Source organism: Streptomyces diastaticus subsp. diastaticus, from assembly GCF_011170125.1.
Taxonomy (GTDB): Bacteria; Actinomycetota; Actinomycetes; order Streptomycetales; family Streptomycetaceae; genus Streptomyces; species Streptomyces diastaticus.
Genome location: NZ_BLLN01000005.1, coordinates 723,814 through 749,007 on the forward strand (window position 1 = coordinate 723,814; position 25,194 = coordinate 749,007).

Sequence of the window (25,194 nt, forward strand, 5' to 3'; positions counted from 1 at the left end):
GCCGGGGATGTCACAGGCTCGTCACAGGCCACCGGGGGGCGGCGGGGCGCCGGCAGCGGCTCCCGGGCGCGCCGGGGGCCGTCCCCGGCCCCGGGCCACCCGCGAGAGCCGGCCCGTCGGGCGGTACGCCCCCGGGCCGGCTCTCTGCGGCCGACCGGCGCCGTCCGCGCCGGTCCGCGGCGGCCCGCGCGCGGTCGCCCCCTCGGCCCCGCGCGGGCCCGAGCGCTCCTGACCGGCGAGTACGGCACCGCCCGCCGCCGCCGGAGAACGGACGGGTAGCGTCCGTTCCGGGCACACCGGGCACGGCAGGTGCCCAGAGCGCCGGATTTGTGCGGCAGACTTGGTCGCTCAGGACCGAAGCGAAGGATGGGTATGCCGATCACACCTGCCACCGCGGTGAGCCGCTCGTCGGACGACTCCCCGGAGGCCGTCATTCTGCTCGAACTGGTCGACGAGGACGGCAACACCATCGGCACGGCGGAGAAGCTCTCCGCCCACCAGGCGCCCGGCCGCCTGCACCGGGCCTTCTCCGTCTTCCTCTTCGACGAGCGCGGCCGCCTGTTGCTCCAGCAGCGCGCACTGGGCAAGTACCACTCCCCCGGCGTCTGGTCCAACACCTGCTGCGGCCACCCCTACCCGGGCGAGGCACCGTTCGCCGCCGCCGCCCGGCGCACCTTCGAGGAGCTGGGGGTCTCCCCCGTGCTGATGGGCGAGGCCGGCACGGTCCGCTACAACCACCCGGACCCCGCCTCGGGGCTGGTGGAGCAGGAGTACAACCACCTCTTCGTCGGGCTGGTCCGCGGGCCGCTGCGCCCCGACCCGGAAGAGGTCGGTGACACCGCCTTCGTCACCCCGGCCGAGTTGGCCGAGCGGCACGAGGCCGGGCCGTTCTCGGCCTGGTTCATGACGGTCCTGGACGCGGCCCGTCCGGCGATCCGCGAGCTGACCGGGGACTCCGCGGGCTGGTGAGGGTCACGGGTGTCCGGGCCTCACGGACACCCCTGGGCCCCGGGGGCCGGGAGCACCGGAGAGCCGCCCGCCCCCGGGGCCAGCGGCAGCGCGGCCCAGATGATCTTCCCGCCGGTGGCGGTGTGCTCGACGTCGCAGACACCGCCCGCCTCGGCGGTGATCTCGCGGACCAGCAGCAGCCCCCGGCCACCGGTCCGCCCGTGGTCGGCGACGAGCGCGGCCGGGCGGTAGGGGTGGCTGTCCTCGACCGCCACCCGTACCCAGGCGGCGCCGACGGCCACCTCGACACCGACGGTGGGCGACAGCAGGGCCGCGTGCCGCACGGCGTTGGTGACCAGCTCGGAGACGATGAGCAGCAGCCCGTGCACCAGATCGGGCGGCGCCGGAACGTTTTGGCGGCGCAGCAGGTCCCGCACGGCGTGCCGGGCGTGCGGGACCGCGGCGTCCTCGGCGGCGGCGGTGAAGCGCCAGACACCCTCGTACGGCGGCGGGGCCGGGGGCGCGGGCGGGGCGAGGGCCTGCGGAGGCGGCCCCGCCGGGCCGCCACGTGCGCCGTCATCCATGTTCCGGTTCCCGTCCTCGGTCTGCCCGGCGTCCTGGGCCTCGGTGGCTTCCACAGTCCGAGTGTTGGGAAGCGCCGGCCCTGAGGCCGGTACCTGACCACAAAAAGCCGCGTATCGAGCGGATGCGACCGCGCCGGGACGGGAAGCGCCCTGATTCGACCGGCACTCCGGGGGGCGGCCCTTGGCAGCCTTCCCTCCGGCCGCGTTCCGCCCCGCTCCGCCGGACCGGGGACCACGCCGCTCCCGCCCGCCCGGTGGAGATGGGCGGCAGGCCGCCGCGGAGCCGGGACAGCGAGGAGAAGCACCGACCACGTCCTGGCTGCCGCCGGGCCGGCCGGCGAGCGCCAGGGCTCCCGGGGCGAGCGCGAAGAGACCCCGGAGCGCCCCGTCGCAGAGTCCGGCCCGGCTACGGGCCGCGTACCCACAGGCCGCCGCCCAGGCGGAAGAGGCCGCCGGTGAGCAAGAGGAGCACGGCGCGCACGGGGAGCGCCTCGCCCACGGCATGGGAGGGGCGCAGGCGACCACGCCGGCCGCGACACTGACGGCGGCGCCCCACGGCGAGCCGGACGCGGTCCGAGCCGCGCGCCCGGACGGCCTCGGACGACCCGGCCACACCGCCGGTCAGCGACGGCCGGCCGAAGAGCGGCACCGAGGTGCGGGCGCGACGCCGACGTGCGCCGGGCCGACGGCTCCGGCGGCCACCAGCACCACACCGCGGAAGGCGGGCGGGCCGAAGTCCCTGCTGAGCCGGCGGCGCTCGCGACCCCGCCCGTCCCGGGGCCGTACTGCGTGGGCCGGGGGACGCGGGTGCCTCCTCGCCTCCGGGCGCCCCCGCCTGTCGAGCGCGGGCCGGAGGCGGGGGTCGCGCCCGGCGCGGATACCATCCGCGCCATGGAGCCGCAGCTGACCCACACCGTCGCCGAGGGCGTCGCCACGGTCGTCATCGACCACCCGGCCAAGCGCAACGCCATGACCGCCGCGATGTGGCGCGCGCTGCCGCCGCTGCTCGCGGAGCTGGCGGCGGACCCCTCGGTGCGGGCCCTGGTGCTGACCGGGGCGGGGGCGACCTTCTGCGCGGGGGCGGACATCTCCTCGCTGGGCGCCTCCGCGGAGGGCGGCGACGCGCCGCAGCGGCTCGCGGTCCTGGCGGAGGAGGCGCTGGCGGCGTTCCCCCGGCCGACGCTGGCGGTGGTACGCGGGTACTGCGTGGGCGGCGGCGCGCAACTGGCGGCCGCCTGCGACCTGCGGTTCGCCGAGGAGGGCAGCCGGTTCGGGGTCACCCCGGCCAAGCTGGGCATCGTCTACCCGGCCTCCTCCACGGCCCGGCTGGCCGCCCTGACCGGGCCCGCGACGGCGAAGTACCTGCTCTTCTCGGGCGAGCTGATCGACGCCGGGCGGGCGCTGCGCTGCGGCCTGGTGGACGAGGTGCTGCCGGCCGGCGAGCTGGAGGCGCGGGTGGCAGGCTTCACCCGGACGCTGGCCTCCCGTTCCCCGCTGACCCAGGCGGCGGCCAAGGAGTTCACGGCGGGCCGTACCGACCGGATCGCCCACTGGGAGGACGAGGCCCGACGCAGCACGGAGGCGGCCGAGGGGGTGGCGGCCTTCCTGGAACGCCGTACGCCCCGCTTCACCTGGGTGCCAGCGGCGCGGGAGTGACCGGGGGCCGGCAGGGGCCGCCGCCCCCTTCCCTCGCAAACCGACCGGTCGGTAACGTCTGGGTCATGAGCACCCTTCCCGCACGCGCCGGACGCCGCTGCCACCACGCCGTCAACCCGTTCCACTCCGCCGTCTACTTCTCCTCCGACCTGCGGGAGGAGCTGGCCGCGATCGGCGTCACCGACGCCGACGCCGCCTACTTCGCCTCCCGGTCGGCCGCGCTGGGCGCCGTCGGCCCCGGCGCGGTGACCGCGACCTTCTACAACTTCCGCCACGACCTGATCGCCCGCCACCTGCCCGCCGTGTGGGAGACGGTCACCCCCGCGCAGGTCCTGGACGCCCGGCTGCGCGCCGCCGACCGCACCCTCAGGCGGCTGCTCGGCGAGGAGGCCCTGGCCGCCCCGGAGATGGCCGAGGCCGCCGAGCTGGCCCTGCGCGCCACCGAGGGGTGCGGCCGCCCCGGCCGCCCGCTCTACGCGGCCCACGCCGACCTGGCGGTCCCCGCCGAGCCGCACCTCGCGTACTGGCACGCCGCGACCCTGCTGCGTGAGCACCGGGGCGACGGACACCTGGCCGCACTGCTGGACGCGGAACTCGACCCGCTGGAGGCCCTGATCAGCCACACCGCGACCGGATTCGGGATGGCGCCCAAGTGGGTGCTGGCGACGCGCGGCTGGACGCAGGAGGAGTGGGACGCGGCGAGCACCCGGCTGGTCGCGCGCGGCGTCCTCGACCAGGAGGGCGCGCTCACCGAGCAGGGTTCCGCGCTGCGGGCCGAACTGGAGGAGCGGACCGACCGGTTGGACGCCGGGCCGTACGAACACCTCGGCGCCGAGGGGACCCTGCGGCTGACCGAGCTGGCCAAGGACCTGCTCGGACGGCTCTTCGCGGCCGGGGCCTTCCCGGAGGGCATGCTCGGACGCGGCTGAGCGCCTCGCGCACCGTGTCACCCCCACGGAACCGGCCGTGGGGGTGACACGGCCGGGTGGACGGGTGTGCGGGACCGGCGGGCGAGGCTGCCACAATTGCGGCGCACCCTCAGTGAGAAGGCGGTACGGAGATCGTGACCACACCCAGCACCGGGTCCATCGAGAGCAGGATCGCCGAGCAGCTCGGCGTGCGGGAACGACAGGTGAGGGCAGCCGTCGAGCTGCTGGACGGCGGCGCCACGGTGCCGTTCATCGCGCGCTACCGCAAGGAAGCGACCGAGATGCTGGACGACGCCCAGCTCCGCACCCTCGAAGAGCGGCTGCGGTACCTGCGGGAACTGGAGGAGCGGCGCGCCGCCGTCCTGGAATCCGTCGCCGAGCAGGGCAAGCTGACCGACGAGCTGCGGGCGGCGATCGAGGCGGCCGGGACGAAGGCACGGCTGGAGGACATCTACCTCCCGTTCAAGCCGAAGCGGCGCACCAAGGCGCAGATCGCCAGGGAGGCGGGGCTGGAACCGCTGGCGGACGCGCTGTTGGGCGACCCCTCGGCGGAGCCCCTGTCTGCGGCGGCCGCGTTCGCCGGCCCGGAGAAGGGCGTGGCCGACGCGCAGGCCGCGCTGGACGGCGCCCGGGCTATCCTCGCCGAGCGGTTCTCCGAGGACGCCGACCTGATCGGCACGCTCCGCGAGCGGATGTGGGGGCGCGGACGGCTGGCGGCCAAGGTCCGGGAGGGCCAGGAGGAGGCGGGGGCGAAGTTCTCCGACTACTTCGACTTCGCCGAGCCGTTCACCGAACTCCCCTCGCACCGCGTGCTGGCGATGCTGCGCGGCGAGAAGGAGGGCGTGCTGGACCTGGCGCTGGAGCCGGAGGAGCCGCAGGCCGACCCGTCGGCGCCGTCCTCGTACGAGGTGGAGGTGGCGTCCCGGTTCGGCATCGCCGACCGGGGGCGTCCCGGCGACAAGTGGCTGCTGGACACGGCCCGCTGGGCCTGGCGGACGCGGATCATGGTGCATCTCGGCATCGACGTGCGCAGCAGGCTGCGGACCGCCGCCGAGGACGAGGCGGTGCGGGTCTTCGCCGCCAACCTGCGGGACCTGCTGCTGGCCGCGCCGGCCGGGACCCGGGCGACGCTGGGGCTCGACCCGGGGTTCCGGACCGGGGTGAAGGTGGCCGTGGTGGACGCCACCGGCAAGGTGGTGGCGACCGACACCGTCTACCCGCACGTGCCGCGCAACCAGTGGGACGGGGCGCTGGAGAAGCTGGCCGCGCTCGCCAAGGCGCACGGCGTCGAACTGGTGGCCATCGGCAACGGCACCGCCTCGCGCGAGACGGACAAGCTGGCCGGCGAGCTGATCGCGGCCCACCCGGAGCTGAAGCTGACCAAGGTGATGGTCTCCGAGGCGGGCGCCTCGGTCTACTCGGCCTCGGAGTTCGCCTCCCAGGAGCTGCCGGAGCTGGACGTGTCGCTGCGCGGCGCCGTCTCGATCGCCCGGCGGCTCCAGGACCCGCTGGCGGAGCTGGTGAAGATCGACCCGAAGTCGATCGGTGTCGGCCAGTACCAGCACGACCTCTCCGAGGTGAAACTCTCCCGGTCGCTGGACGCGGTCGTGGAGGACTGCGTCAACGGCGTCGGCGTGGACGTCAACACGGCCTCCGCGCCGCTGCTGGCCCGCGTCTCGGGCATCGGCTCGGGGCTCGCCGAGAACATCGTGGCGCACCGGGACAGCAACGGCCCGTTCGTCTCCCGCAAGGCGCTCAAGGACGTCTCCCGGCTGGGCCCGAAGGCGTACGAGCAGTGTGCGGGCTTCCTGCGCATCCGGGGCGGGGACGACCCGCTGGACGCCTCGGCGGTGCACCCGGAGGCGTACCCGGTGGTGCGGCGGATGGCGAAGGCGGCGGGCGGTGTCGACGTGCTGATCGGGTCGGCGGCGACGCTGCGCTCGCTGCGCGCCGAGGAGTTCGTCGACGAGAAGTTCGGGCTGCCGACGGTGACGGACATCCTGCGGGAGCTGGAGAAGCCGGGGCGCGACCCACGACCCGCCTTCCGCACGGCCACCTTCCGCGACGGTGTGGAGAAGCTCTCCGACCTGGAGGCGGGCATGGTGCTGGAGGGCGTGGTCACCAACGTGGCCGCGTTCGGTGCCTTCGTGGACGTCGGCGTCCACCAGGACGGCCTGGTGCACGTGTCGGCGATGTCGCGGAACTTCGTGAAGGACCCGCGCGAGGTGGTCAAGCCGGGCGACATCGTGAAGGTCAAGGTCATGGAGGTGGACGCGGCGCGCAAGCGCGTCTCGCTCACCCTGCGGCTGGACGACGAGCCGGGCGCGGCCGGCGGCGGCCGTGAGCGGCGCGGCGGCGGCGAGGGCCGCTCCGGCCCGGGCCGTCCGGCGCAGGGCCAGGGCGGCGGGGGCCGCCAGGGCGAGCGGCGCGGCGGCGCACGCGCCCCGCAGCAGCGGCAGGGGCGGGGCGGCGGCCGGGGCCAGTCGGCTCCGCCGCCGGCCAACGACGCGATGGCCGACGCGCTGCGGCGGGCCGGGCTGGTCGACCCGAAGCGGCGCTGACACCCGCTCCCGCCAGCGCGCCCGTCCCGGTCCCCACGGACCGGGACGGGCGCGCCCGTTCCCGCCCACTTCACCGCGGCCCGCACACGAACGGACGCGAGGACTCTCACAGCATGAACGGGCCGGAGTCGCGGCACCGCACCCTTCGGTCCCGTTATGCCCGGTTTTGCCGGGTGAGGTGCCGTCGGTTGAGCGGCAGTTGAAGCGGAAGCAAATTTTCCGCTTCTGTGGCGGAGCTGATACACAATTCCGGAACGTTTTTCGATGATCCCGGCCGGCGCGACCCGCCCGCCCGGATTCCCCCCACTCGACACGGTCCCCACGAGGGACCCGGGCCTTCCGGAGCCTGTATGACTTTCACGCCCTGGTCGCTGCTGAGCGACGCCGGTCTGCTCGCCGCCCTCCTGGTCACCGGTACCGTGCTGCGGGCCCGTGTCCGGCTGGTGCAGCGCCTGATGCTTCCCGCCAGCGTCATCGCCGGCTTCCTCGGCCTGGCACTCGGTCCCGAGGGGCTCGGGCTGCTGCCCTTCTCCGACCAGCTCGGCACCTACGCGTCGGTACTGATCGTGGTCGTCTTCGCCTGCCTGGCGCTGACCGACGGACTCTCCTTCAAGGGCATGGGCCGCTCCGCCGGCGCCTACGGTTCGTACAGCGTCGCCGCGTACGCCCTCCAGGTCGGTCTCGGCATGATCTTCGCCCTGGTGGTGCTCGGTCTCTTCTGGGACGTGCCGAACGGCTTCGGCACCCTGCTCTTCGCGGGGTGGGCGGGCGGCTTCGGCACCGCCGCGGCCCTCGGTTCCGCCTTCGAGGCCTCGGGCTGGGAGGGCGCCTCCTCGCTCGGCTTCACCGCGGCCACGGCCGGGATGCTGGCGGGCGTCGTCGGCGGGATCGTCCTCAACAACTGGGGTGCCCGCAAAGGCCACACCCGGGGCATGGGCCGCTTCGAGACGCTTCCCGAGGAGCTGCGGACCGGCCTGGTGAGCAGCTCCGACGAGCGGACCGCGACCGGGTTCGCCACCACCTCCCCCTCCTCGGTGGAACCGCTCGGCCTCCAGATCTGCGTGGTCCTGATCATCTCCGCCGTCGCCTACGGCATCTCCGAGTGGTTCACCGGGCTGTTCCCCTCGCTGATGGTGCCGGTCTTCGCCCTCGCCTTCATCGTCGGCCTCGCCCTCCGCGCCGTGCTGGTCCGCACGCCCGCCTGGGGCTATGTGGACGGCGAGTCGCTGAAATCGGTCTCCGGCACCGCCACCGACGTCCTCATCACCTGCGGCATCGCCTCGATCGTGCCGAGCTTCGTCGCCGACTGGTGGCTGCCGCTGCTCGGCATGTTCGCCCTCGGCCTCGCCCTGTGCCTCTTCCTCTTCCTGTGGGTGGCACCGCGGCTCTTCGAGGGCAACTGGTTCGAGAAGGCCGTCGTCACCTGGGGCTGGTCGACCGGCGCCGCCGCCACCGCCATCGCGCTGCTGCGCATGGTGGACCCGAAGCTCAAGAGCGGCACGCTGGAGGAGTTCGGGGTGGCGTACATCCCGGTCGCGCCGGTCGAGACGCTCACCGTCACCTTCGTGCCCGTCCTGGTGACCGCGGGGGCCGTCTGGGTGGTCGGCGGGGTGTGGACGGCCGTCGGACTGCTCGCGCTGCTCCTGCCCTGGCTGCTCGGCTGGGCGCCCGGGCGGCGCGCGGACGCGAAGGCGGCCGCGACGCCACGCGAGAAGGCGGGCGTCTGACCTCGCGGCCTCCCCGGCCGCGGCTCGGCTCAGACCTCGGTGACCCGCCCGTCCGCCACGCGCAGGCGGCGGGTCACCCGCACCGCCTCCAGCATCCGGCGGTCGTGGGTGACCAGCAGCAGCGTGCCGGTGAACGCCTCCAGCGCGGACTCCAGTTGTTCGATGGCGGGCAGGTCGAGGTGGTTGGTGGGCTCGTCCAGGACCAGCAGATTGACGCCCCTGCCCTGGAGCAGGGCGAGCGCCGCCCGGGTCCGCTCCCCCGGCGAGAGGGTCGCCGCCGGGCGCAGCACGTGGTGCGCCTTGAGACCGAACTTGGCCAGCAGGGTCCGCGCCTCGGCCGGGTCCATGTCGCCGGCCGCCGCCCGGAACGCCTCCAGCAGCGGTTCGGGCCCGTCGAAGAGCAGCCGCGCCTGGTCGACCTCGCCGGTCAGCACGCCCGAGCCGAGGGCGGCCGCCCCTTCGTCGACCGGGACGCGGCCCAGCAGGGCGGCGAGCAGGGTCGACTTGCCCGAGCCGTTGGCGCCGGTGATGGCGATCCGGTCGGCCCAGTCGACGCGGAGCGTGACGGGGCCGAGCTGGAATTCGCCCCGGCGCAGCACCGCGTCGCGCAGGGTGGCGACGACCGCGCCCGAGCGCGGCGCGGCGGCGATCTCCATCCGCAGCTCCCACTCCTTGCGCGGCTCCTCGACCTCGTCCAGCCGCTCGATCATGCGCTGCGTCTGACGGGCCTTCGCGGCCTGCTTCTCGCTCGTCTCGCCGCGGAGGTTGCGGCCGAGCTTGTCGTTGTCCCCGGCCTTGCGGCGGGCGTTCCTGGTGCCCTTGTCCATCCAGGCCCGCTGGGTGCGCCCGCGCTCCTCCAGGGCCGCCTTCTTCCCCGCGTACTCCTCGTACTCCTCGCGGGCGTGCCGCCGGGCGGTGGACCGTTCCTCCAGGTACGCCGCGTAGCCGCCGCCGAAGAGGTGGACGCGCTGCTGGGCCAGGTCGAGTTCGAGGATCTTGGTGGTGGTGCGGGTGAGGAACTCCCGGTCGTGGCTGACGACGACGGTGCCGGCGCGCAGCCCGGTGACGAACGCCTCCAGCCGGTCCAGGCCGTCGAGGTCGAGGTCGTTGGTGGGCTCGTCCAGCAGGAAGACGTCGTACCGGGACAGGAGCAGGGAGGCGAGCGAGGCGCGGGCGGCCTGTCCGCCGGAGAGCGCGGTCATGGGGTGGTCGAGGCCGGTGGTGAGGCCGAGCGTGGCGGCCGTCTCCTCGGCGCGCTCGTCCAGGTCGGCGCCGCCCAGCGCGAGCCACCGCTCCAGTCCCGCCGCGTACGCGTCGTCGGCGCCGTCGGCCCCCGCGACCAGCGCCTCGGTGGCGGCGTCCAGCTCCCGCTGGGCCCGCGTCACCCCGGTGCGGCGGGCCAGGAAGTCCCGTACGGACTCGCCCGGGCGCCGGTCCGGTTCCTGCGGCAGGTGGCCGACGGTCGCGGCGGGCGGGGTCCGGCCGACCGTGCCCCGGCCCGGGGCGTCGAGCCCGGCGAGCAGACGCAGCAGGCTGGACTTGCCGGCGCCGTTGGCACCGACCAGCCCGATGACGTCGCCCGGGGCGACGACGAGGTCGAGCCCCTCGAACAGGGTGCGGTCACCGTGCTGGGCGCTGAGGTCCTTGGCGACGAGTGTGGCAGTCACGGTCGGGAGCATAGCCCTGTGAGCAGGGAGGTCCCGCGGCGCGGTGGCGAGCGGGTTCTCCTCCCCGGCGGGTTCTCCCCCGCAGCAGGCACGGTCAGTCCGTCGGGCGGTGCGCCGCCACGAGCAGGGTGCCCGCCGCGCGCGGCCCGTGCGCCGGTGGCCCGCGGGACCTCCGTACCGACGCCGGTGAACCCCGCCTGCGCCAGGGCCCCTGCCAGGCCCCCTCCCTCAGCACCCAGCCGCGCATCGAGACCCACACCGCCCCGGGCGTCCGCGCGAGGATGCCGACGCCCGGGGCCGGGCGGGCGCGCCTCCCGGGTGGTGCGCGAGGGTGGCGGACACCAGCCGCCCACCGGGCCGGGGCGCCGCGCACGCCGCCGGGGGCAGGGTCCGGGGCGCGGTGAAGCCGACGGCGCCGATGACGTTGTACAGCACGTCGTAGCCGCCCGCCCTGCCACGCGGGCGCGGGGCGAGACGGCCGTACAGGTCGCGGGCCGGGGCGTGCCGCGCCGGCGAGGCGTCGACCGCCGCGACCCCGGCGGGCGGTGGTGCGCGACCAGGTGCGCCGCGTGCCGGGCGGCCCCGGCACCGAGTTCTGCGACCACGCCTCCGTCCGGCTCACGAGGCCCTCCGCGCCCGGGCCGCTCTCCTGCCCCCGGTCCCGGCGGAAGTACGCGGGAACGGCCCGGTCGCGGGCGGCGCGGACGCGGCCGTAGTGGTGCCAGGGGTCCGGGGCGACGGTCATGCGCCGCATCCCGCCGGATTCGGCTCGGCGGCGGGCGGGGGTTCAGATGAGCCGGAAGAGATCCGCCGCCGCGCGTACGTCCGTCAGGTCCTCGATCGAGCGGAGGTTGTCGCACAGGGCCTCCAGGACCGAGCCCGGGGCGGTGGCGGGCGGGGCGCCGACGGCCAGGCCGAAGAGGCGGAAGCCGAGGCGGTGTCTGGCCTCACGCCAGTGGCGGGTCCACTCCTCGCTCACCCCGCACTCGTCGTCGGTGATCAGCACGATGTCGCCGCGGCCGCGTGCCGCCGCGTCGAACTCCTCCGCCAGCAGGTCGGTGGCGGCCGACAGGGGAGCCTGGTAACTGGTGCCGCCGCCGAGGAAGGTCTCGGCGAACTCCAGGACCCGCTCGGCCGGGGCGGGCCGGTCCGCGGGGAAGCGGAAGACCCGGAGCTTGTCGGCGGCGGAGAACAGGATGCCGACGAAGTCCCGGCGGGCGTGCCGGGCCTGGTCGAGCAGGGCGAGGGCGCACGCCTTGGACCACGCCTCGCGGGTGATCCCGCCGGGGCCCTCCTCGTACATGGAGTGCGAGGTGTCCACGCAGGCGACCACCGCGCCCCGGCCCGTCGTCTGCTCGCCGCGACTGTCGTAGAGCATCAGCTCCCCGGCCGCGTACCGGGCGGCGAAGACGGCGCGCAGTTCCGGCAGGCCGAGGTGGGCCAGTTCGGAGGGGAGGACGCGGGAGAGGTCGTCGCCGAGGGTCACGCCGATGAGTTCACCGTTGGCGTGCTCGACCTTGCGGGCCCGCTCGCCGTCCGCCATCTGCCGGAAACGGCCGATCAGTTCGGCCCAGCGCGCCAGACGGCTGGTGCGCAGCCGCTCCGCGAGTCCGGCCCGCTGCTCGTACGGCATGCGTTCCAGCTCGCCGTGGCCCACTCCCCAGGCACGCGTCAGCGCCGCCTCCTCGCGGGTGACCCGGGCCGCCTGCGCGGTGGCGGTGCGGGCGGCGGCGCGAATGCCGGGGGCCGCCGCCTCCAGCGCCTGCGCGGCGGCGGCCGCGGCCCGGCGGGCGGCCTCGCCGCCGGCGGGGGCGGAACCTGCCGCGCCGACGGCCGGCGCGCCTCCCGCCGCGCCCGCCGCTTGCGGGGGCCCGGCGGTGGCACCGCCCCGCTGGGCCGTCCCGGCCACCGTCGGCGCCGAGTGGCCGGCGTCCCCGCGGGCCGCCTCCGCCCGCTCGGCCGCCCGCTGGGCCCGGGCGGTCCTCTCCAGCAGCAGCCGCAGGGCGGCGGCCTGGGCCAGTACGGCCAGGGCGGCGGCGTACGGATCGCCGACGGTCTCCCGGCGCAGCGCCGCCGACTCCGGTGACGCGGCCAGCTCCGCGACGACCTGTCGGTTGAGGAGTCGGGAGGGCGCCATCTCGGCCGGCTCGCGCACCCGGGGCGCGGCCAGGTAGGCCGCGAGGAAGGCGTCGGCCAGCAGGTCGGCGGCGTGGGCGTGGCGGGCCCCCAGCTCGGCGTCGAGTTCCCGCAGCGCGGCCGACTGCGCGTACGTGTCCCGCCAGGCCATCCGGTCGTACGGGTGCGCGGCGACGGCGCCGGTGTGTCCGGCGAGGGGGTCCGGGCGGTCGGGGCGGCCCGTGGCCGGGGTCGCCGGCGCGGAGGCGGTGCCCGGCGGGACGGCCCGGTCCGCCCCGCCCGCCGTGTCCGGCGTCCTCGTGGCGTCTGCCATCTCCAGGTCCCCCGGCCTCAGAGCTGTGCCCGCACCGTGCTGGCGTCCACGCCCAAAGCCTCGGTGAGGACGCGGGCCCGAACCGCCTGCTGGCGTCCGGTGACGCGTTCGATGGCGGCGGTGGAGCGGCCGGCGGCCGCGGCCTCCTCGCGCAGTCTCTCCAGCCGCTTTCCGGCCAGGGCCAGCTTCTGGTGGGCGTTCTTGATCACCCACTCGCTGAGTGCCTCGCGGGACTGGCCGGCCATGGAGTCGAGCTGGGTCTCCAGTTCCTCGATGGTGTCGGCCAGGTCGAGTGCCTCCCTGGCGTCGGGGTTGACCAGTTGCAGCACTTCGCGTTCGACCGTCGGGCGCTGCGCGGGCGAGTCCCACAGGACGTGGGTGAGGACGGGGAGGTCGGTCTCGGCCACGGCCGGGCGGCCGTCGAGGTAGGCGGTGGCCTGGAGCAGCCGTACGGACTGCCGCCAGCGACGGTCGGAGGCGATCAGTTCCTTGCGGCGCAGGGCGGCCCGCAGGGTGCAGAGCGCGTCCACCACCGCGTCCGGGACCGGTATCGCCGGCACCTCCTCGGTCACGGCCCGGCGCAGCGCGTCCAGGGTGACGGTGGTGCGCCGCGGCGGGTCGGGCCGGCTGACGGCGGAGCGGATCAGGGACGCGAAGTTGGAGGGGTCGGCGAGGTAGCCGACCTCGATCCGCACCAGCAGCCGGTCGTAGACGGCGGCGCTCTCCTCGCCGGAGGGCAGCTCGTTGCTGGCGGTGATGGCGCCGATGAGCGGGCAGCGGATGGGCTCGCCGCCGTTCTCGGGGTGGTAGATCCGCTCGTTGAGGAAGCCGAGGGTCTCGTTGAGCGCCGCGGTGGAGCACTTGAAGATCTCGTCGATGAAGGCGATGTGCGCGGTCGTGGCCCGGCCCTCGTAGACCTGCCGGTACTCGCCCCGGGCCAGCGCCCCGACGTCGACCGGCCCGAACATCCGGGTCGGCGCGGTGAACTTCGAGAGCAGGATCTCCCAGTACGCGGCGCCCTCCACCCGGCCGGTGACCTCCCGGGCCAGCTCCGACTTGGCGGTACCGGGCGGCCCGAGCAGCAGTGAGTGCTGCCCGGCCAGCAGTGCGGCCCACAGGGTCCGCACCACGTCGGCCCGTTCGTGGAAGCGCTCCGACAACTCGCCGCAGACCGCCCGCAGCCGCTCAGCCGTGCCCGGCTCCTGAAGTTCCGCCATCGCGGCTCCTCCCCCTCTGTCGGCCGCCATGGTCACACAGACGGGGACCGGCCCCGCCTCCCCACGGCGGCGGCCGTTCCGTTACCGTCCGGCCATGGACGGCGAAACGATCGTGGTGGGTGGCGGAGTCATCGGTCTGACCTCGGCGGTGGTGCTCGCGGAAGCGGGCCGCCGGGTGCGGCTGTGGAGTCCGGAGGAACCGCGGGCGACGACCTCGGCCGTGGCGGGCGGCCTGTGGTGGCCGTACCGCATCCAGCCGCAGGAGCGGGTCGGCGCGTGGGCGCTGCGCTCGCTGGAGGTCTACACCGGGCTGCTGGACCGCCCCGAGGAGACCGGCGCGCGGCTGGTGTCCGGGGTGCACGCGGCCACCCGCCTCGACGGACTCGGCACGTGGGCCGCCGAGGTGGACGGGCTGCGGGCGGCTACCGAGGCGGAGTACGCGCCGGGCGACGGCCTGTGGGCCCGGCTGCCGGTGCTCGACATGCCGACGCATCTGGTCTGGCTCAGGCGGCGGCTGGAGGCGGCCGGCGGACGGGTCGAGCGGCGGGCCGCCGCCTCGCTCGCGGAGGCGGCCGCGGAGGCCGGGGTGGTGGTCAACTGCACGGGGCTGGGCGCGGGCCGGCTCGTCCCCGACGCGGGGATGCGGCCGGTGCGCGGCCAGTTGGTGGTGGTGGAGAACCCGGGGGTGGACACCTGGTTCACCCGCACCGACGCGGGCGCCGAGTCGACGTACTTCATCCCGCAGCCGGGCCGCCTGCTGCTGGGCGGGACCGCCGAGGCCGGGGCCGGCTCGCTCGAGCCCGATCCGAGGACCGCGCGGGCCATCGTCGCCCGCTGCGCCGAGCTGCGCCCGGAGATCGCGGGGGCGCGGGTGCTCGGGCACCGCGTGGGGCTGCGCCCGGAGCGGGCCGGCGGGGTCCGGCTGGAGCGGGAGGAGCTGCCCGGCGGCACCGTGCTGGTGCACAACTACGGGCACGGCGGGGCCGGGGTGACCGTGGCCTGGGGGTGCGCCCGGGAGGTGGCGGAACTGCTGGCCGCGTAGACGGGGCGGCCGCGCGTCTCCGGACGCCGGAACGCCGGTGCCCGCCGCGCCGGGGAGGCGCAGCGGGCACCGGCGTCTCGCGACGCGGGGTCAGGACTTGACGTGGATGCGCTCCCCGCCGTCCCCGTCGTCCTCGGGACCGGTGATGCCGATGGGGTCACCGGCGCTCTCGGGCCCCTGACCGGGGCCGATGCGGATCTCGAAGTCGCCGTCGTACTTCTCGTGACCGGCGACGACGGCCATCTCGACCGCCTCGTTGCCCATCACGCCCCGCACGATGAGCGGGTCGCGGCGCAGGTCGCGCATGAGGGCGACGCACATGCCGATCATCACCAGGACGAACGGCGCGGCGACCAGGATGGTGAGGTTCTGCAGTCCGGTCAGAGCGTCGCCCTCACCGTCGCCGATCAGCAGCATGATGGCGGCGACCGCTCCGGTGACGACGCCCCAGAAGATGACGACGAACCGGCCCGGCTCCAGGCGGCCCTTCTGCGAGAGGGTGCCCATCACGATGGAGGCGGCGTCGGCGCCGGAGACGAAGAAGATGCCGACCAGGAGCATCACCAGGACGCTGGTGACGGTGGCGACCGGGTACTCGGCGAGGACGCCGAAGAGCTGGGCCTCCTGGGAGGCGTCGGCGGCGAGCCGGCCCTCCTCCGACAGGCTCATCGCGCTGGTGCCGAAGATCGCGAACCAGATGAGGCTGACGGTGCTCGGCACCAGGATGACGCCGCCGACGAACTGGCGGATGGTGCGGCCCCGGCTGATCCGGGCGATGAACATGCCCACGAACGGCGTCCAGGAGATCCACCAGGCCCAGTAGAAGACCGTCCACGAGCCGAGCCAGTCGCCGACCCCCTCGCCGGCGGCGGCCTCGGTGCGGCCGATGAGCTGCGGAAGGTCCTGGAGGTAGGCGCCGATGGAGGTCGGCAGCATGTCCAGCATGATGACGGTCGGCCCGGCGACGAAGACGAAGAGGGCGAGCAGCAGGGCCAGCACCATGTTGATGTTGGAGAGCCACTGGATGCCGCGTTCGACGCCGGAGACGGCGGAGGCGACGAAGCCCAGGGTCAGCACGGCGATGATGACGACGAGCAGGCCCGTCCCGGCCACCGAGAGCCAGTCCAGCTCCTCGATGCCGCTGCCGATCTGGAGGGCGCCGAGGCCGAGCGAGGCGGCCGAGCCGAAGAGGGTCGCGAAGATGGCGATGATGTCGATGACGCGGCCCCAGACGCCGCGGGCCCGCTTCTCACCGATGAGCGGCTCGAAGACCGCGCTGATGGTCTGGCGACGGCGCCGCCGGAACGTGCTGTAGGCGATGGCGAGGCCGACCACGGCGTAGATCGCCCACGGGTGGAGCGTCCAGTGGAAGAGGGTGGTCGCCATCGCTGTCTGCATGGCCTCGCCGGCGTCGGCCGGGTCGGTGCCGGGCGGCGGATCGGCGAAGTGGGCGAGCGGTTCGCTGACGCCGAAGAACATCAGGCCGATGCCCATGCCGGCGCTGAACATCATGGCGATCCAGGAGACGGTCCGGAACTCCGGCTCCTCCCCCTCGGCGCCCAGGGTGATCTTGCCGTAACGGCTCATCGCCAGCCAGAGGGCGAAGACGACGAAGCCGGTGGCGGCCAGCATGAAGGCCCAGCCGCCGTTGTGGATGAGCCAGTTCAGCATCGTGCTGGAGGCGGACTCCAGCGCGTCGGTGGCCAGCGCGCCCCACAGGACGAAAGCCAGGGTGAGGGCCGCGGTGACACCGAACACGATGCGGTCGGTGGTCGGCCCGCTACGTTCGGCGGGGCCGCCGGGCGGGGTGTCAGGCGCGAGCTTGGGGCCGTCGCCGGCCTCTGGTGTGTGCTTGTCGCGCGTCACAGGCGGCACCTTTCGGGGTGGACGTGGATGGGGGACAAAGGGACATGTACGCGCTGACGCCTACCACAGAGCCGCGCCCGGACGGGTCGGCGACGGCGGGTGTCGAACGGTTCCCGCCGTCAGGCGGTACGTACGGCCTGCCGGCCGGGGGACCTGGGCGGGCGCGGGCCCAGGGGCCGCAGCACTTCGCCCCTGCCCAGACCGGCGCTCCTTGCACCTGTGAAAAGCGGGGATTCTGTGCGGGTGCGGACGCTCCCCTCCGGCCACGCGGCGGCCAAGGCCGGACATGTCCGGCCTTGGCCGCCGCGGTACGCGCCACTCCGCCTCCTCGTGCGCCGTGGCCACTTTCACCACACTGGTGAGACAGCAATACTGTTGCACTCCAGAGGAGGCGCTGACATGACGACGGAGACCGGCGAGCCCACGCTCACGATCGACGAGCTGGCCGCCCGGACGGGCGTCACCGTCCGCACCATCCGCTTCTACTCCACCCGCGGCCTGCTGCCGCCCCCGGTGATCGGCCCTCGCCGGGTGGGCCGCTACGGCCCGGCGCACCTGTCGCGGCTGGCGCTCATCGAGGACCTCCAGCACCAGGGCCTGACCCTGGCCGCGATCGAGCGGTACCTGGAGCGGCTCCCCGCCGACCTGAGCGACCAGGACCTGGCGCTGCACCGGGCGCTGGTCGCCGCCTGGGTGCCGGACAGCGCCGAGGAGGTTTCGCGGGCGGAGCTGGAGCGCCGGGCCGGGCGGCCGCTGTCCGGGCAGGACGTGGCGCGGCTGACCGCGATGGGGTCGCTGGCGGGCACCGGGGCCCCGGAGACCTTCCTGGTCGACCCGGGGATGCTGCGGCTCGGGCTGCAACTGCTGGACGTGCCCATCGCGCACGAGGCGACCCTGGCGGCCCGGGCCATCCTCATGGAGCACGCCCGCTCGGCCGCGGCGGAGCTGTCACGGCTGTTCAAGGACGAGGTGTGGGGGGCGGCCGAGTCCTCCGGCGACCCGGGCGAGGTGGAGCGGATCAAGTCGCTCTCGGCCCACATGCAGCCGCTGGTGGTGCAGGCGCTGGTGACGACTTTCCAGCGCTCCCTCCGCGACGAGCTGCGGAGCTGGCTCCCGGCGGGCCGGGACCGGCAGGTGTAGGGCGGGACCGACGCGAGTGCCCCCGTACGCCGCGGCATGCGTACGGGGGCACCGGTGCGAGGGGAGCGGGTCAGTCGGTGAAACGCTCGCCCTTCTCTGCCTTGGCCACCAGCAGCGCCGGGGGCGCGAACCGCTCGCCGTAGGTGGCGGCCAGCTCCTCGGCGCGGGCCACGAAGCCGGGCAGGCCGCCCTCGTAGCCGTTGATGTACTGGAGGATGCCGCCGGTCCAGGCGGGGAAGCCGATGCCCATGATGGAGCCGATGTTGGCGTCGGCGACCGACGTGAGCACGCCTTCCTCGACGAGGCGGACGGTGTCCAGGGCCTCCGCGAAGAGCATCCGCTCCTGCATGTCCCGGAACGGGATGGTGGTGCCCGGGCGGGTGAAGTGCTCGCGCAGGCCCGGCCAGAGCCCGGCGCGGGAGCCGTCCTCGGCGTAGTCGTAGAATCCGGCGCCGCCGCTGCGGCCGGTGCGGCCGAACTCGTCGACCATCCGGTCCACCACGGCGTCGGCGGGGTGGCCGGGCCAGGTGCCGCCGGCCTCCTCGATCGCCTTCTTCGTCTCGTTGCGGATCTTGCGCGGCAGGGTGAGGGTCAGCTCGTCGACCAGGGAGAGGACCTTGGCCGGGTAGCCGGCCTGGGCGGCGGCCTGCTCCACGGAGACCGGGTCGAGGCCCTCGCCGACCATGGCGACGCCCTCGTTGATGAAGTGGCCGATGACCCGGGAGGTGAAGAAGCCCCGGGAGTCGTTGACCACGATCGGGGTCTTCTTGATCTGCCGGACCAGGTCGAAGGCGCGGGCCAGCGCCACGTCGCCGGTCCGCCCGCCCTTGATGATCTCCACCAGCGGCATCTTGTCGACCGGCGAGAAGAAGTGCAGCCCGATGAAGTCCTCCTGCCGCTTCACGCCCTCGGCGAGGGCGGTGATGGGCAGGGTGGAGGTGTTGGAGCACATAAGTGCGTCGGGGGCGACGACGTCCTGGATCTCCTGGAACACCTTGTGCTTGAGCGAGGTGTCCTCGAAGACGGCCTCGATCACCGCGTCGCACCCGGCGAGGTCGGCGGCCTCGGCGGTCGGCGTGATCCGGGCGAGCACCGCGTCCGCCTTCTCGCGGGTGGTACGGCCCCGCGAGACGGCCTTGTCGCAGAGCTTCTCGGAGTACGCCTTGCCCTTGGCGGCCGCCTGCGGGGTGACGTCCTTGAGGACGACCTCGATGCCGGCGCGGGCACAGGAGTAGGCGATGCCGGCGCCCATCATCCCGGCACCGAGGACGGCGACCTTGCGGACGGTGGAACGCTCCACGCCGGCGGGCCGGTTGGCGCCGGAGTTGACGGCCTGGAGGTCGAAGAAGAACGCCTGGATCATGTTCTTGGCGATCTGCCCGGTGACCAGCTCGGTGAAGTAGCGGGCCTCGATGACCTGGGCCGTCTCGAAGTCGACCTGCGAGCCCTCGACGGCGGCCGCCAGGATGTTGCGCGGGGCCGGGTAGGGGGCGCCGGAGGTCTGCTTCTTGAGGTTGGCGGGGAACGCCGGCAGGTTGGCGGCGAACTTGGGGTGCGCCGGGGTGCCGCCGGGGATGCGGTAGCCCTTGACGTCCCAGGGCTGGGCCGACTCGGGGTTCGCGTCGATGAAGGCGCGGGCGTCCACCAGCATCTGCTCGGGCGTCTCGGCGACCGCGTGCACGAGGCCGTTGTCGAGGGCGCGGCGGGGGCTGTACTGGGTGCCCTTCAGGAGCAGCTTGAGCAGCGCGTCGGTGACGCCGAGCAGCCGCACGGTGCGGGTCACGCCGCCGCCGGCCGGCAGCAGGCCGAGGGTGACCTCGGGCAGGCCGATCTTGGAACCGGGGGCGTCCAGGGCGATGCGGTGGTGGCAGGCGAGGGCGATCTCGTAGCCGCCGCCGAGGGCCGCGCCGTTGATGGCGGCGACGACCGGCTTGCCGAGGGTCTCGATGCGGCGCAGCGCCTTCTTGATGGCGAGGCCGCGCTCGAAGATCTCCTGGGCCTGTTCGGGCGTGGCCCGGATCATGTCCTTGAGGTCGCCGCCGGCGAAGAAGGTCTTCTTCGCGGAGGTGACGATGATCCCGCGGATGGTGTCCTTCTGGGCCTCCGCGCGGTCGGCGATCTCGCCGATCGAGCGGATGAAGGCCGCGTTCATGGTGTTGGCGGACTGGGCCGGGTCGTCGAGGACGAGCGTGACGACGCCGGTGTCGTCCTGCTCCCAGCGGATGGTCGACGCGGTGGTGGACTCACTCATGTGTGGCTGCTCCGTGTGGGCGGGCGGAAGGGCGGGGGCGCGGGCGGTCAGAGGCGTTCGACGATGGTGGCGACGCCCATGCCGCCGCCGACGCAGAGGGTGGCCAGGCCGTACCGCTTGTCCTGCCGCTCCAGTTCGTCGATGAGGGTGCCGAGGATCATCGCGCCGGTGGCGCCGAGGGGGTGCCCGAGCGCGATGGCCCCGCCGTTGACGTTGACCTTGTCCAGGCTCAGCCCCATGTCCTTGACGAAGCGCAGGACCACACCGGCGAACGCCTCGTTGATCTCGACGAGGTCGATGTCGTCGATGGTCAGCCCGGCCTTGGCGAGCGCCTTGCGGGTGGCCGGGGCGGGGCCGGTGAGCATGATGGTGGGCTCCGAGCCGGAGACGGCGGCGGAGACGATCCGGGCGCGCGGCGTCAGGCCGTACCGCTCGCCGGTCTCGCGGTTGCCGACGGCGACCAGGGAGGCGCCGTCCACGATGCCGGAGGAGTTGCCCGCGTGGTGGACGTGGTCGATCTTCTCCACCCAGTGGTACTTCTGGAGCGCCACGGCGTCGAAGCCGCCGAGGTCGCCGATGCCCGCGAAGGACGGCTTGAGGGCGGCGAGGGAGTCGGCGGTGGTGCCGGGCCGCAGGTGCTCGTCGTGGTCGAGGACGGTCAGGCCGTTGCGGTCGCGGACGGGCACGACCGAGCGGGCGAACCGGCCCTCCTTCCAGGCGGTGGCGGCACGCTCCTGGGAGAGAGCGGCGTACTCGTCCACGTCGCGGCGGCTGAAACCCTCGATGGTGGCGATGAGGTCGGCACCGATGCCCTGCGGGGCGAAGCCGGTCTCGAAGCTGGTCATCGGGTCCATCGCCCAGGCGCCGCCGTCGGAGCCCATGGAGACACGGGACATCGACTCGACGCCGCCCGCGAGGACCAGGTCCTCCCAGCCCGAGCGGACCTTGGCGGCGGCGAGGTTGACCGCTTCCAGACCCGAGGCGCAGAAGCGGTTCTCCTGGACGCCCGCGACGGTGTCCGGCAGCCCGGCGGCGATGGCCGCGATCCGGGCGATGTCGGAGCCCTGGTCGCCGATGGGGCTGACCACGCCGAGGACGATGTCGTCGACGGCCGCCGGGTCGAGGTCGGGGAAGCGGGCGCGGATCTCGCGGATGAGGCCCACGACGAGGTCGATCGGCTTGGTGCCGTGCAGGGAGCCGTTGGCCTTGCCGCGACCGCGCGGGGTGCGGATCGCGTCGTAGACGTACGCTTCGGTGGTCAAGACTTGAGCCTTTCGGGGAGTGCGGAGCGGCGGGCCGGTCAGCCCAGCAGGGAACGGCCGATGATCTCCTTCATGATCTCGGTCGTCCCGCCGTAGATGGTCTGGATGCGCCCGTCGGTGAAGGCCTTGGCGACGGGGTACTCGTTCATGTAGCCGTAGCCGCCGTGGAGCTGGAGGCAGCGGTCGGCGGTGCGCTTCTGGAGTTCGGTGGCCCACCATTTGGCCATCGAGGCGTGGACGGCGTCGAGTTTCCCCTCGGCGTGGTCGGCGATGCAGCGGTCGAGGAAGGCCCGGGTCACGGCGCACTCGGTGGCCATCTCGGCGATCTCGAAGCGGATGTGCTGGAGGCGGGAGAGCGGGCGGCCGAAGGCCTCGCGCTCCTTGACGTAGGTGGTGGTGATCTCCACCAGGTGCTCGGCGGCGGCGATGGCGGCGACCGCGATGGCCATCCGCTCCTGCGCCAGGTTGGTCATCAGGTGGATGAAGGCCCCGTCGCGTTCGCCGAGCAGGTTCTCCTTGGGGACGCGTACGTCGTCGAAGAAGAGTTCGGCGGTGTCCTGCGACTTCTGGCCGATCTTGTCGAGGTTGCGCCCGCGCTCGAACCCCTCGGCGCCACGCTCCACCACCAGCAGGGAGAGGCCGTGGGCGCCCCCCTCGGGGGTGGTCCTGGCGGCGACCACGACGAGGTCGGCGAGGATGCCGTTGGAGATGAAGGTCTTGGCGCCGTTGAGCAGGAAGTGGTCGCCCTTGTCCTCGGCGGTGGTGCGGATGGCCTGGAGGTCCGAGCCCGCGCCGGGTTCGGTCATCGCGATGGCGGTGATGGTCTCGCCCGAGCAGAAGCCCGGCAGCCAGCGGCGCTTCTGCTCCTCGGTGGCGAGGCCGGTGAGGTACGGGCCGACGATGTCGTTGTGCAGGCCGACGGCGAGGCCGGGCACGCCGGCACGGGCGAACTCCTCGCCGAGGACCGCGCTGTAGCGGAAGTCGGGGGTGCCCCCGCCGCCGTACTCCTCGTCGACGGCGAGGCCCAGCAGGCCCTGGCGTCCGGCGGCGAGCCAGGCGCCGCGGCTGGTGATGCCGTCCTTCTCCCACTGCTCGTAGTGGGGCAGCACCTCCTTGGCGAGGAAGGTGCGGACGGTGTCGCGGAACGCCTCGTGCTCGGCCGTGTAGATCTGCCGTTCCATGCTCGGTGCCTCCTGGGCGCGGGGTCGCGGGTCGGTTCCCGCCGTGCGGGTCCGCGGGGGTGGGTGTGCTGCGGTGCCGGTACGTCAGCGGGCGCCCAGCCCCCAGTCGCGGGCCACCTCGGCGGTGTCGGCGCCGGGAAGCGCGGGGCCGGTGCGGACGGTGGTCGGGGTGGCGGAGAAGCGCGGGGCCGGGGCGGGCTGCACGCGGCCGTCGTGGGTGGTGAAGGTCTCCCGGGCGGCGAGGTGCGGGTGACCGGCTGCCTCGGCGAGGGAGAGGACGGGGGCGACGCAGGCGTCGGTGCCGGCGAACAGCTCGGTCCACTCCTCTCGGGTCCGGGTGGCGAAGCGGGCGGCGACCGTCTCGCGCAGCTCGTCCCAGCGGGCCAGGTCGCCCTGGCCGGGGGCGTCCTCGGGCAGGCCGAGGACGCGGGCGAACTCGGCGTAGAAACGGGGCTCCAGGGCGCCGACGGCCATGTGGCGGCCGTCGGCGGTGGTGTAGCAGCCGTAGAAGGGGGCGCCGCCGTCCAGGAGGTTGCCGCGGCGGCGGTCCTGCCAGGCTCCCGCCCCGAGCATCGCGTGGATCATCGTGGTGAGGTGGGCCGTGCCGTCCACGATGGCGGCGTCGACCACCTGGCCGGTGCCGTGGGCGCGGGCGTGGTGGAGGGCGGCGAGGACGCCGGTGACGAGGTAGAGGGAGCCGCCCGCGTAGTCGCCGACCAGGTTGGCGGGGACGGCCGGGGGTGCGTCGGGCTCGCCGACCAGGCCGAGGGCACCGGTGACGGCGATGTAGCCGATGTCGTGGCCGGCGCGGTCGGCCAGCGGTCCGTCCTGGCCCCAGCCGGTCATCCGGCCGTAGACGAGACGGGGATTGCGCTCCAGGCACGCGCCGGGGCCGACGCCGAGCCGTTCGGCGACGCCGGGGCGGTACCCCTCCACGAGGATGTCGGCGCGCTCCACCAGTTCCAGGACCCGGGCGGCGCCGTCCTCGGTCTTGAGGTCGACCAGGACGGAGCGCTTGTTGCGGTTGGTGAGGTCCTGCGCCGGGTCGAGGCCGAGGCCGGGGCCGCCGGGGCGGTCCACGCGGACCACGTCGGCGCCGAGGTCGGCGAGGAGCATCGCGGCGAACGGGCCGGGGCCGATGCCCGCCAGTTCCACCACCCGCACGCCGTGCAGGGGGCCCGTCGTGGCCGTGTCCGTCATGTCTTCCCCGCTCCGTCGCGCGCCGACCTTGTGACACAACTGATGTAACAGTGTTGATGTTATGGACAGGGGGCCCGGCCCACAAGCCCCTGGAAAGCACCCTCGGCGCCGTCTCGTGGCCTGGGGCGCGGGGGGGTGGTCCCAGGCGTCGTGGCAAGGCTCCCCCGCCCGGCCGGGGGGAGGCGGCCTCGGACGCCGGCGGAGGTGGGCGCGGTCCGCTGCCGCCGTCCCGGTCGCGGGGGCCCCGGTGCGCCGGCCGGGCTTGGGCCGGTGGGTTCTACGCTGGCCTCATGAGTGACGAGCGTGCCGTTCCGCCGGTTCTGGTCAGTGCCTGCCTGCGGGGTGTGCCCTGTCGGTTCGACGGGCGGGACAAGGCGGCCGGAGGGCTCGACGCGCAGTTGGCGGGGCGGCGGGTGGTGGCGTTCTGCCCGGAGCAGGCGGGTGGGCTGGCGACGCCCCGGGCGGCGGCGGAGCTGGTCGGGGGCGACGGGCACGCGGTGCTGGAGGGGCGGGCCCGGGTCGTGGACGTCACGGGGGCGGATGTCACCGAGGCGTTCGTGGCGGGGGCCCGGCGGGCGCTCGACGCCGCCCGCCGGACGGGGTGCACGGAGGCCGTGCTGATGCCCCGGAGCCCTTCCTGCGGGCGGGGAGAGGTGTACGACGGGGAGTTCCGTGGCGCGCTGGTGCCGGGCGACGGGGTGACGGCGGCGCTGCTGGAGCGGAACGGGATCGCGGTGCGGCGGGCGCCCGGAGTGTGAGGCGGCCGGGCGCTCAGCCCCGCCCCGCTCCCTCGCCGAGGGCCGCCCTCAGCGCGGCACGGCACAGGGCGTCGGCCCGGCGGGTCGTCTCGGGGAGCCGGTAGGCCGGTGCGAGGCGCAGGGTGTGGGCGACGGCCCGGTCCAGGGGGACGCCGTGGCCGGCGGAGACGTAGACGGGTCTGACCCCCGCGCGGGTGCGGAGGGCCCGGCCGACCTCCTCGGCGCCGTCGGTGAGCGGGGTCTGGTCCCCGCGCCGGTCGCCCGGTGCCGGGTGGGTGAAGGTGAACGGGTTCTTGGCGACGCCGATGCTCGGCAGCCCGGTCAGCACTCCCAGGTGGCTGGCGAGCCCGAACCGGCGCGGGTGGGCCACGCCGTAGCCGTCGCAGACGACCAGGCCGGGCGGGGTGGCCAGGGCGGCCAGGGCCGTGAGGACGGCGGGCAGTTCGCGGAAGGCGAGGAGCCCGGGGACGTACGGGAAGGGGACCGGCCCGACGGCGGTGGCCTCCTCGACCGGCTCCAGGGTGGCCGCGTCCAGGACGACGGCGGCCGCGGCGACCAGGCCGCGCCCGTCGTCGTAGGCCACGTCGACGCCGGCGGCGGTGCCGGTGCCCGGCTCGGGGCCGGGACCGGTGAGGTCGACGCGGGCTCGCAGGGTGTCCTGCACGGCGCGGGCCCCGGCCTCGGTGGTGGGCCAGTCGGCGGGGACGGTGACGGCTGCGGGGGCGGGTCGGGCGCGCATGGGCGGTGAGGCTACGC

18 protein-coding genes are annotated in these 25,194 nt (G+C 74.6%); 8 read left to right on the forward strand and 10 right to left on the reverse strand.

Annotated elements, in window-relative coordinates; all coding sequences use genetic code 11:
• Positions 1 to 372 precede the first annotated feature (372 nt).
• Entirely contained in the window at positions 373 to 969 is a 597-nt protein-coding gene (gene idi / locus Sdia_RS20755) for an isopentenyl-diphosphate Delta-isomerase (RefSeq protein WP_100453680.1), read from the forward strand.
• A 20-nt stretch (positions 970 to 989) separates the two neighbouring features.
• Here idi and Sdia_RS20760 read toward each other — a convergent pair whose 3' ends face one another.
• Positions 990 to 1,532 carry an ATP-binding protein gene (locus Sdia_RS20760; protein ID WP_100454355.1) on the reverse strand — a complete coding sequence of 181 codons (543 nt, stop codon included), beginning with the start codon at positions 1,530 to 1,532 and terminating at the stop codon, positions 990 to 992.
• 891 nt (positions 1,533 to 2,423) lie between these two features.
• Here Sdia_RS20760 and Sdia_RS20765 point away from each other — a divergent pair.
• The 4 genes from Sdia_RS20765 to Sdia_RS20780 all read left to right on the forward strand — a co-directional run bounded on the left by Sdia_RS20765 (position 2,424) and on the right by Sdia_RS20780 (position 8,405).
• Complete coding sequence (locus Sdia_RS20765; RefSeq protein WP_115069271.1) at positions 2,424 to 3,188, forward strand: enoyl-CoA hydratase/isomerase family protein; 765 nt, start codon at positions 2,424 to 2,426, stop codon at positions 3,186 to 3,188.
• Positions 3,189 to 3,253: 65 nt separating this feature from the next.
• On the forward strand, positions 3,254 to 4,117 hold the full coding sequence (locus tag Sdia_RS20770; protein ID WP_100453677.1) for an SCO6745 family protein: 864 nt from the start codon (positions 3,254 to 3,256) through the stop codon (positions 4,115 to 4,117).
• Positions 4,118 to 4,251: 134 nt separating this feature from the next.
• Complete coding sequence (locus Sdia_RS20775) at positions 4,252 to 6,678, forward strand: Tex family protein (RefSeq protein ID WP_115069270.1); 2,427 nt, start codon at positions 4,252 to 4,254, stop codon at positions 6,676 to 6,678.
• Between the two features lie 350 nt (positions 6,679 to 7,028).
• Positions 7,029 to 8,405 (forward strand): sodium/glutamate symporter, encoded by a 1,377-nt coding sequence (locus Sdia_RS20780; protein WP_115069269.1) that lies wholly within the window; start codon positions 7,029 to 7,031, stop codon positions 8,403 to 8,405.
• A 29-nt stretch (positions 8,406 to 8,434) separates the two neighbouring features.
• On the opposite strand, the gene Sdia_RS20785 is transcribed toward Sdia_RS20780, so the two are convergent.
• The 3 genes from Sdia_RS20785 to Sdia_RS20795 form a co-directional block, all read right to left on the reverse strand.
• Positions 8,435 to 10,072 carry an ABC-F family ATP-binding cassette domain-containing protein gene (locus tag Sdia_RS20785; protein WP_100454353.1) on the reverse strand — a complete coding sequence of 546 codons (1,638 nt, stop codon included), beginning with the start codon at positions 10,070 to 10,072 and terminating at the stop codon, positions 8,435 to 8,437.
• Between the two features lie 787 nt (positions 10,073 to 10,859).
• Positions 10,860 to 12,521 carry a VWA domain-containing protein gene (locus Sdia_RS20790; protein ID WP_115069268.1) on the reverse strand — a complete coding sequence of 554 codons (1,662 nt, stop codon included), beginning with the start codon at positions 12,519 to 12,521 and terminating at the stop codon, positions 10,860 to 10,862.
• Between the two features lie 17 nt (positions 12,522 to 12,538).
• A complete protein-coding gene (locus Sdia_RS20795; protein ID WP_100453673.1) occupies positions 12,539 to 13,738 on the reverse strand; it encodes an AAA family ATPase in 1,200 nt (399 codons plus the stop codon).
• Positions 13,739 to 13,832: 94 nt separating this feature from the next.
• Between Sdia_RS20795 and Sdia_RS20800 the strand changes: the two genes are divergently transcribed.
• Positions 13,833 to 14,780, forward strand: coding sequence for an FAD-dependent oxidoreductase (locus Sdia_RS20800; protein WP_100453672.1), 948 nt, complete (start codon positions 13,833 to 13,835; stop codon positions 14,778 to 14,780).
• Between the two features lie 90 nt (positions 14,781 to 14,870).
• Here the strand turns inward: Sdia_RS20800 and Sdia_RS20805 are convergent, their stop codons facing one another.
• A complete protein-coding gene (locus Sdia_RS20805; protein WP_100453671.1) occupies positions 14,871 to 16,646 on the reverse strand; it encodes a BCCT family transporter in 1,776 nt (591 codons plus the stop codon).
• 399 nt (positions 16,647 to 17,045) lie between these two features.
• Between Sdia_RS20805 and Sdia_RS20810 the strand changes: the two genes are divergently transcribed.
• On the forward strand, positions 17,046 to 17,786 hold the full coding sequence (locus Sdia_RS20810; RefSeq protein ID WP_100453670.1) for a MerR family transcriptional regulator: 741 nt from the start codon (positions 17,046 to 17,048) through the stop codon (positions 17,784 to 17,786).
• A 70-nt stretch (positions 17,787 to 17,856) separates the two neighbouring features.
• Here the strand turns inward: Sdia_RS20810 and Sdia_RS20815 are convergent, their stop codons facing one another.
• From Sdia_RS20815 to Sdia_RS20830, 4 genes are all read right to left on the reverse strand, one after another.
• Positions 17,857 to 20,037: a 3-hydroxyacyl-CoA dehydrogenase NAD-binding domain-containing protein gene (locus tag Sdia_RS20815; protein ID WP_100453669.1), complete on the reverse strand. Its 2,181-nt coding sequence runs from the start codon at positions 20,035 to 20,037 to the stop codon at positions 17,857 to 17,859.
• A gap of 47 nt (positions 20,038 to 20,084) precedes the next feature.
• The gene (locus tag Sdia_RS20820) at positions 20,085 to 21,299 is read right to left on the reverse strand and encodes an acetyl-CoA C-acetyltransferase (RefSeq protein ID WP_100453668.1); all 1,215 of its coding nucleotides are present in this window, start codon (positions 21,297 to 21,299) and stop codon (positions 20,085 to 20,087) included.
• A gap of 38 nt (positions 21,300 to 21,337) precedes the next feature.
• Positions 21,338 to 22,480, reverse strand: coding sequence for an acyl-CoA dehydrogenase family protein (locus tag Sdia_RS20825; RefSeq protein WP_100453667.1), 1,143 nt, complete (start codon positions 22,478 to 22,480; stop codon positions 21,338 to 21,340).
• 84 nt (positions 22,481 to 22,564) lie between these two features.
• Positions 22,565 to 23,680: a CaiB/BaiF CoA transferase family protein gene (locus tag Sdia_RS20830; protein ID WP_115069266.1), complete on the reverse strand. Its 1,116-nt coding sequence runs from the start codon at positions 23,678 to 23,680 to the stop codon at positions 22,565 to 22,567.
• Between the two features lie 290 nt (positions 23,681 to 23,970).
• Between Sdia_RS20830 and Sdia_RS20835 the strand changes: the two genes are divergently transcribed.
• The gene (locus Sdia_RS20835; protein ID WP_100453665.1) at positions 23,971 to 24,438 is read left to right on the forward strand and encodes a 2-thiouracil desulfurase family protein; all 468 of its coding nucleotides are present in this window, start codon (positions 23,971 to 23,973) and stop codon (positions 24,436 to 24,438) included.
• A 13-nt stretch (positions 24,439 to 24,451) separates the two neighbouring features.
• Here Sdia_RS20835 and Sdia_RS20840 read toward each other — a convergent pair whose 3' ends face one another.
• Positions 24,452 to 25,177, reverse strand: a complete 726-nt coding sequence (locus Sdia_RS20840; RefSeq protein WP_100453664.1) for an endonuclease V — start codon at positions 25,175 to 25,177, stop codon at positions 24,452 to 24,454.
• Between the last annotated feature and the right edge of the window lie 17 nt (positions 25,178 to 25,194).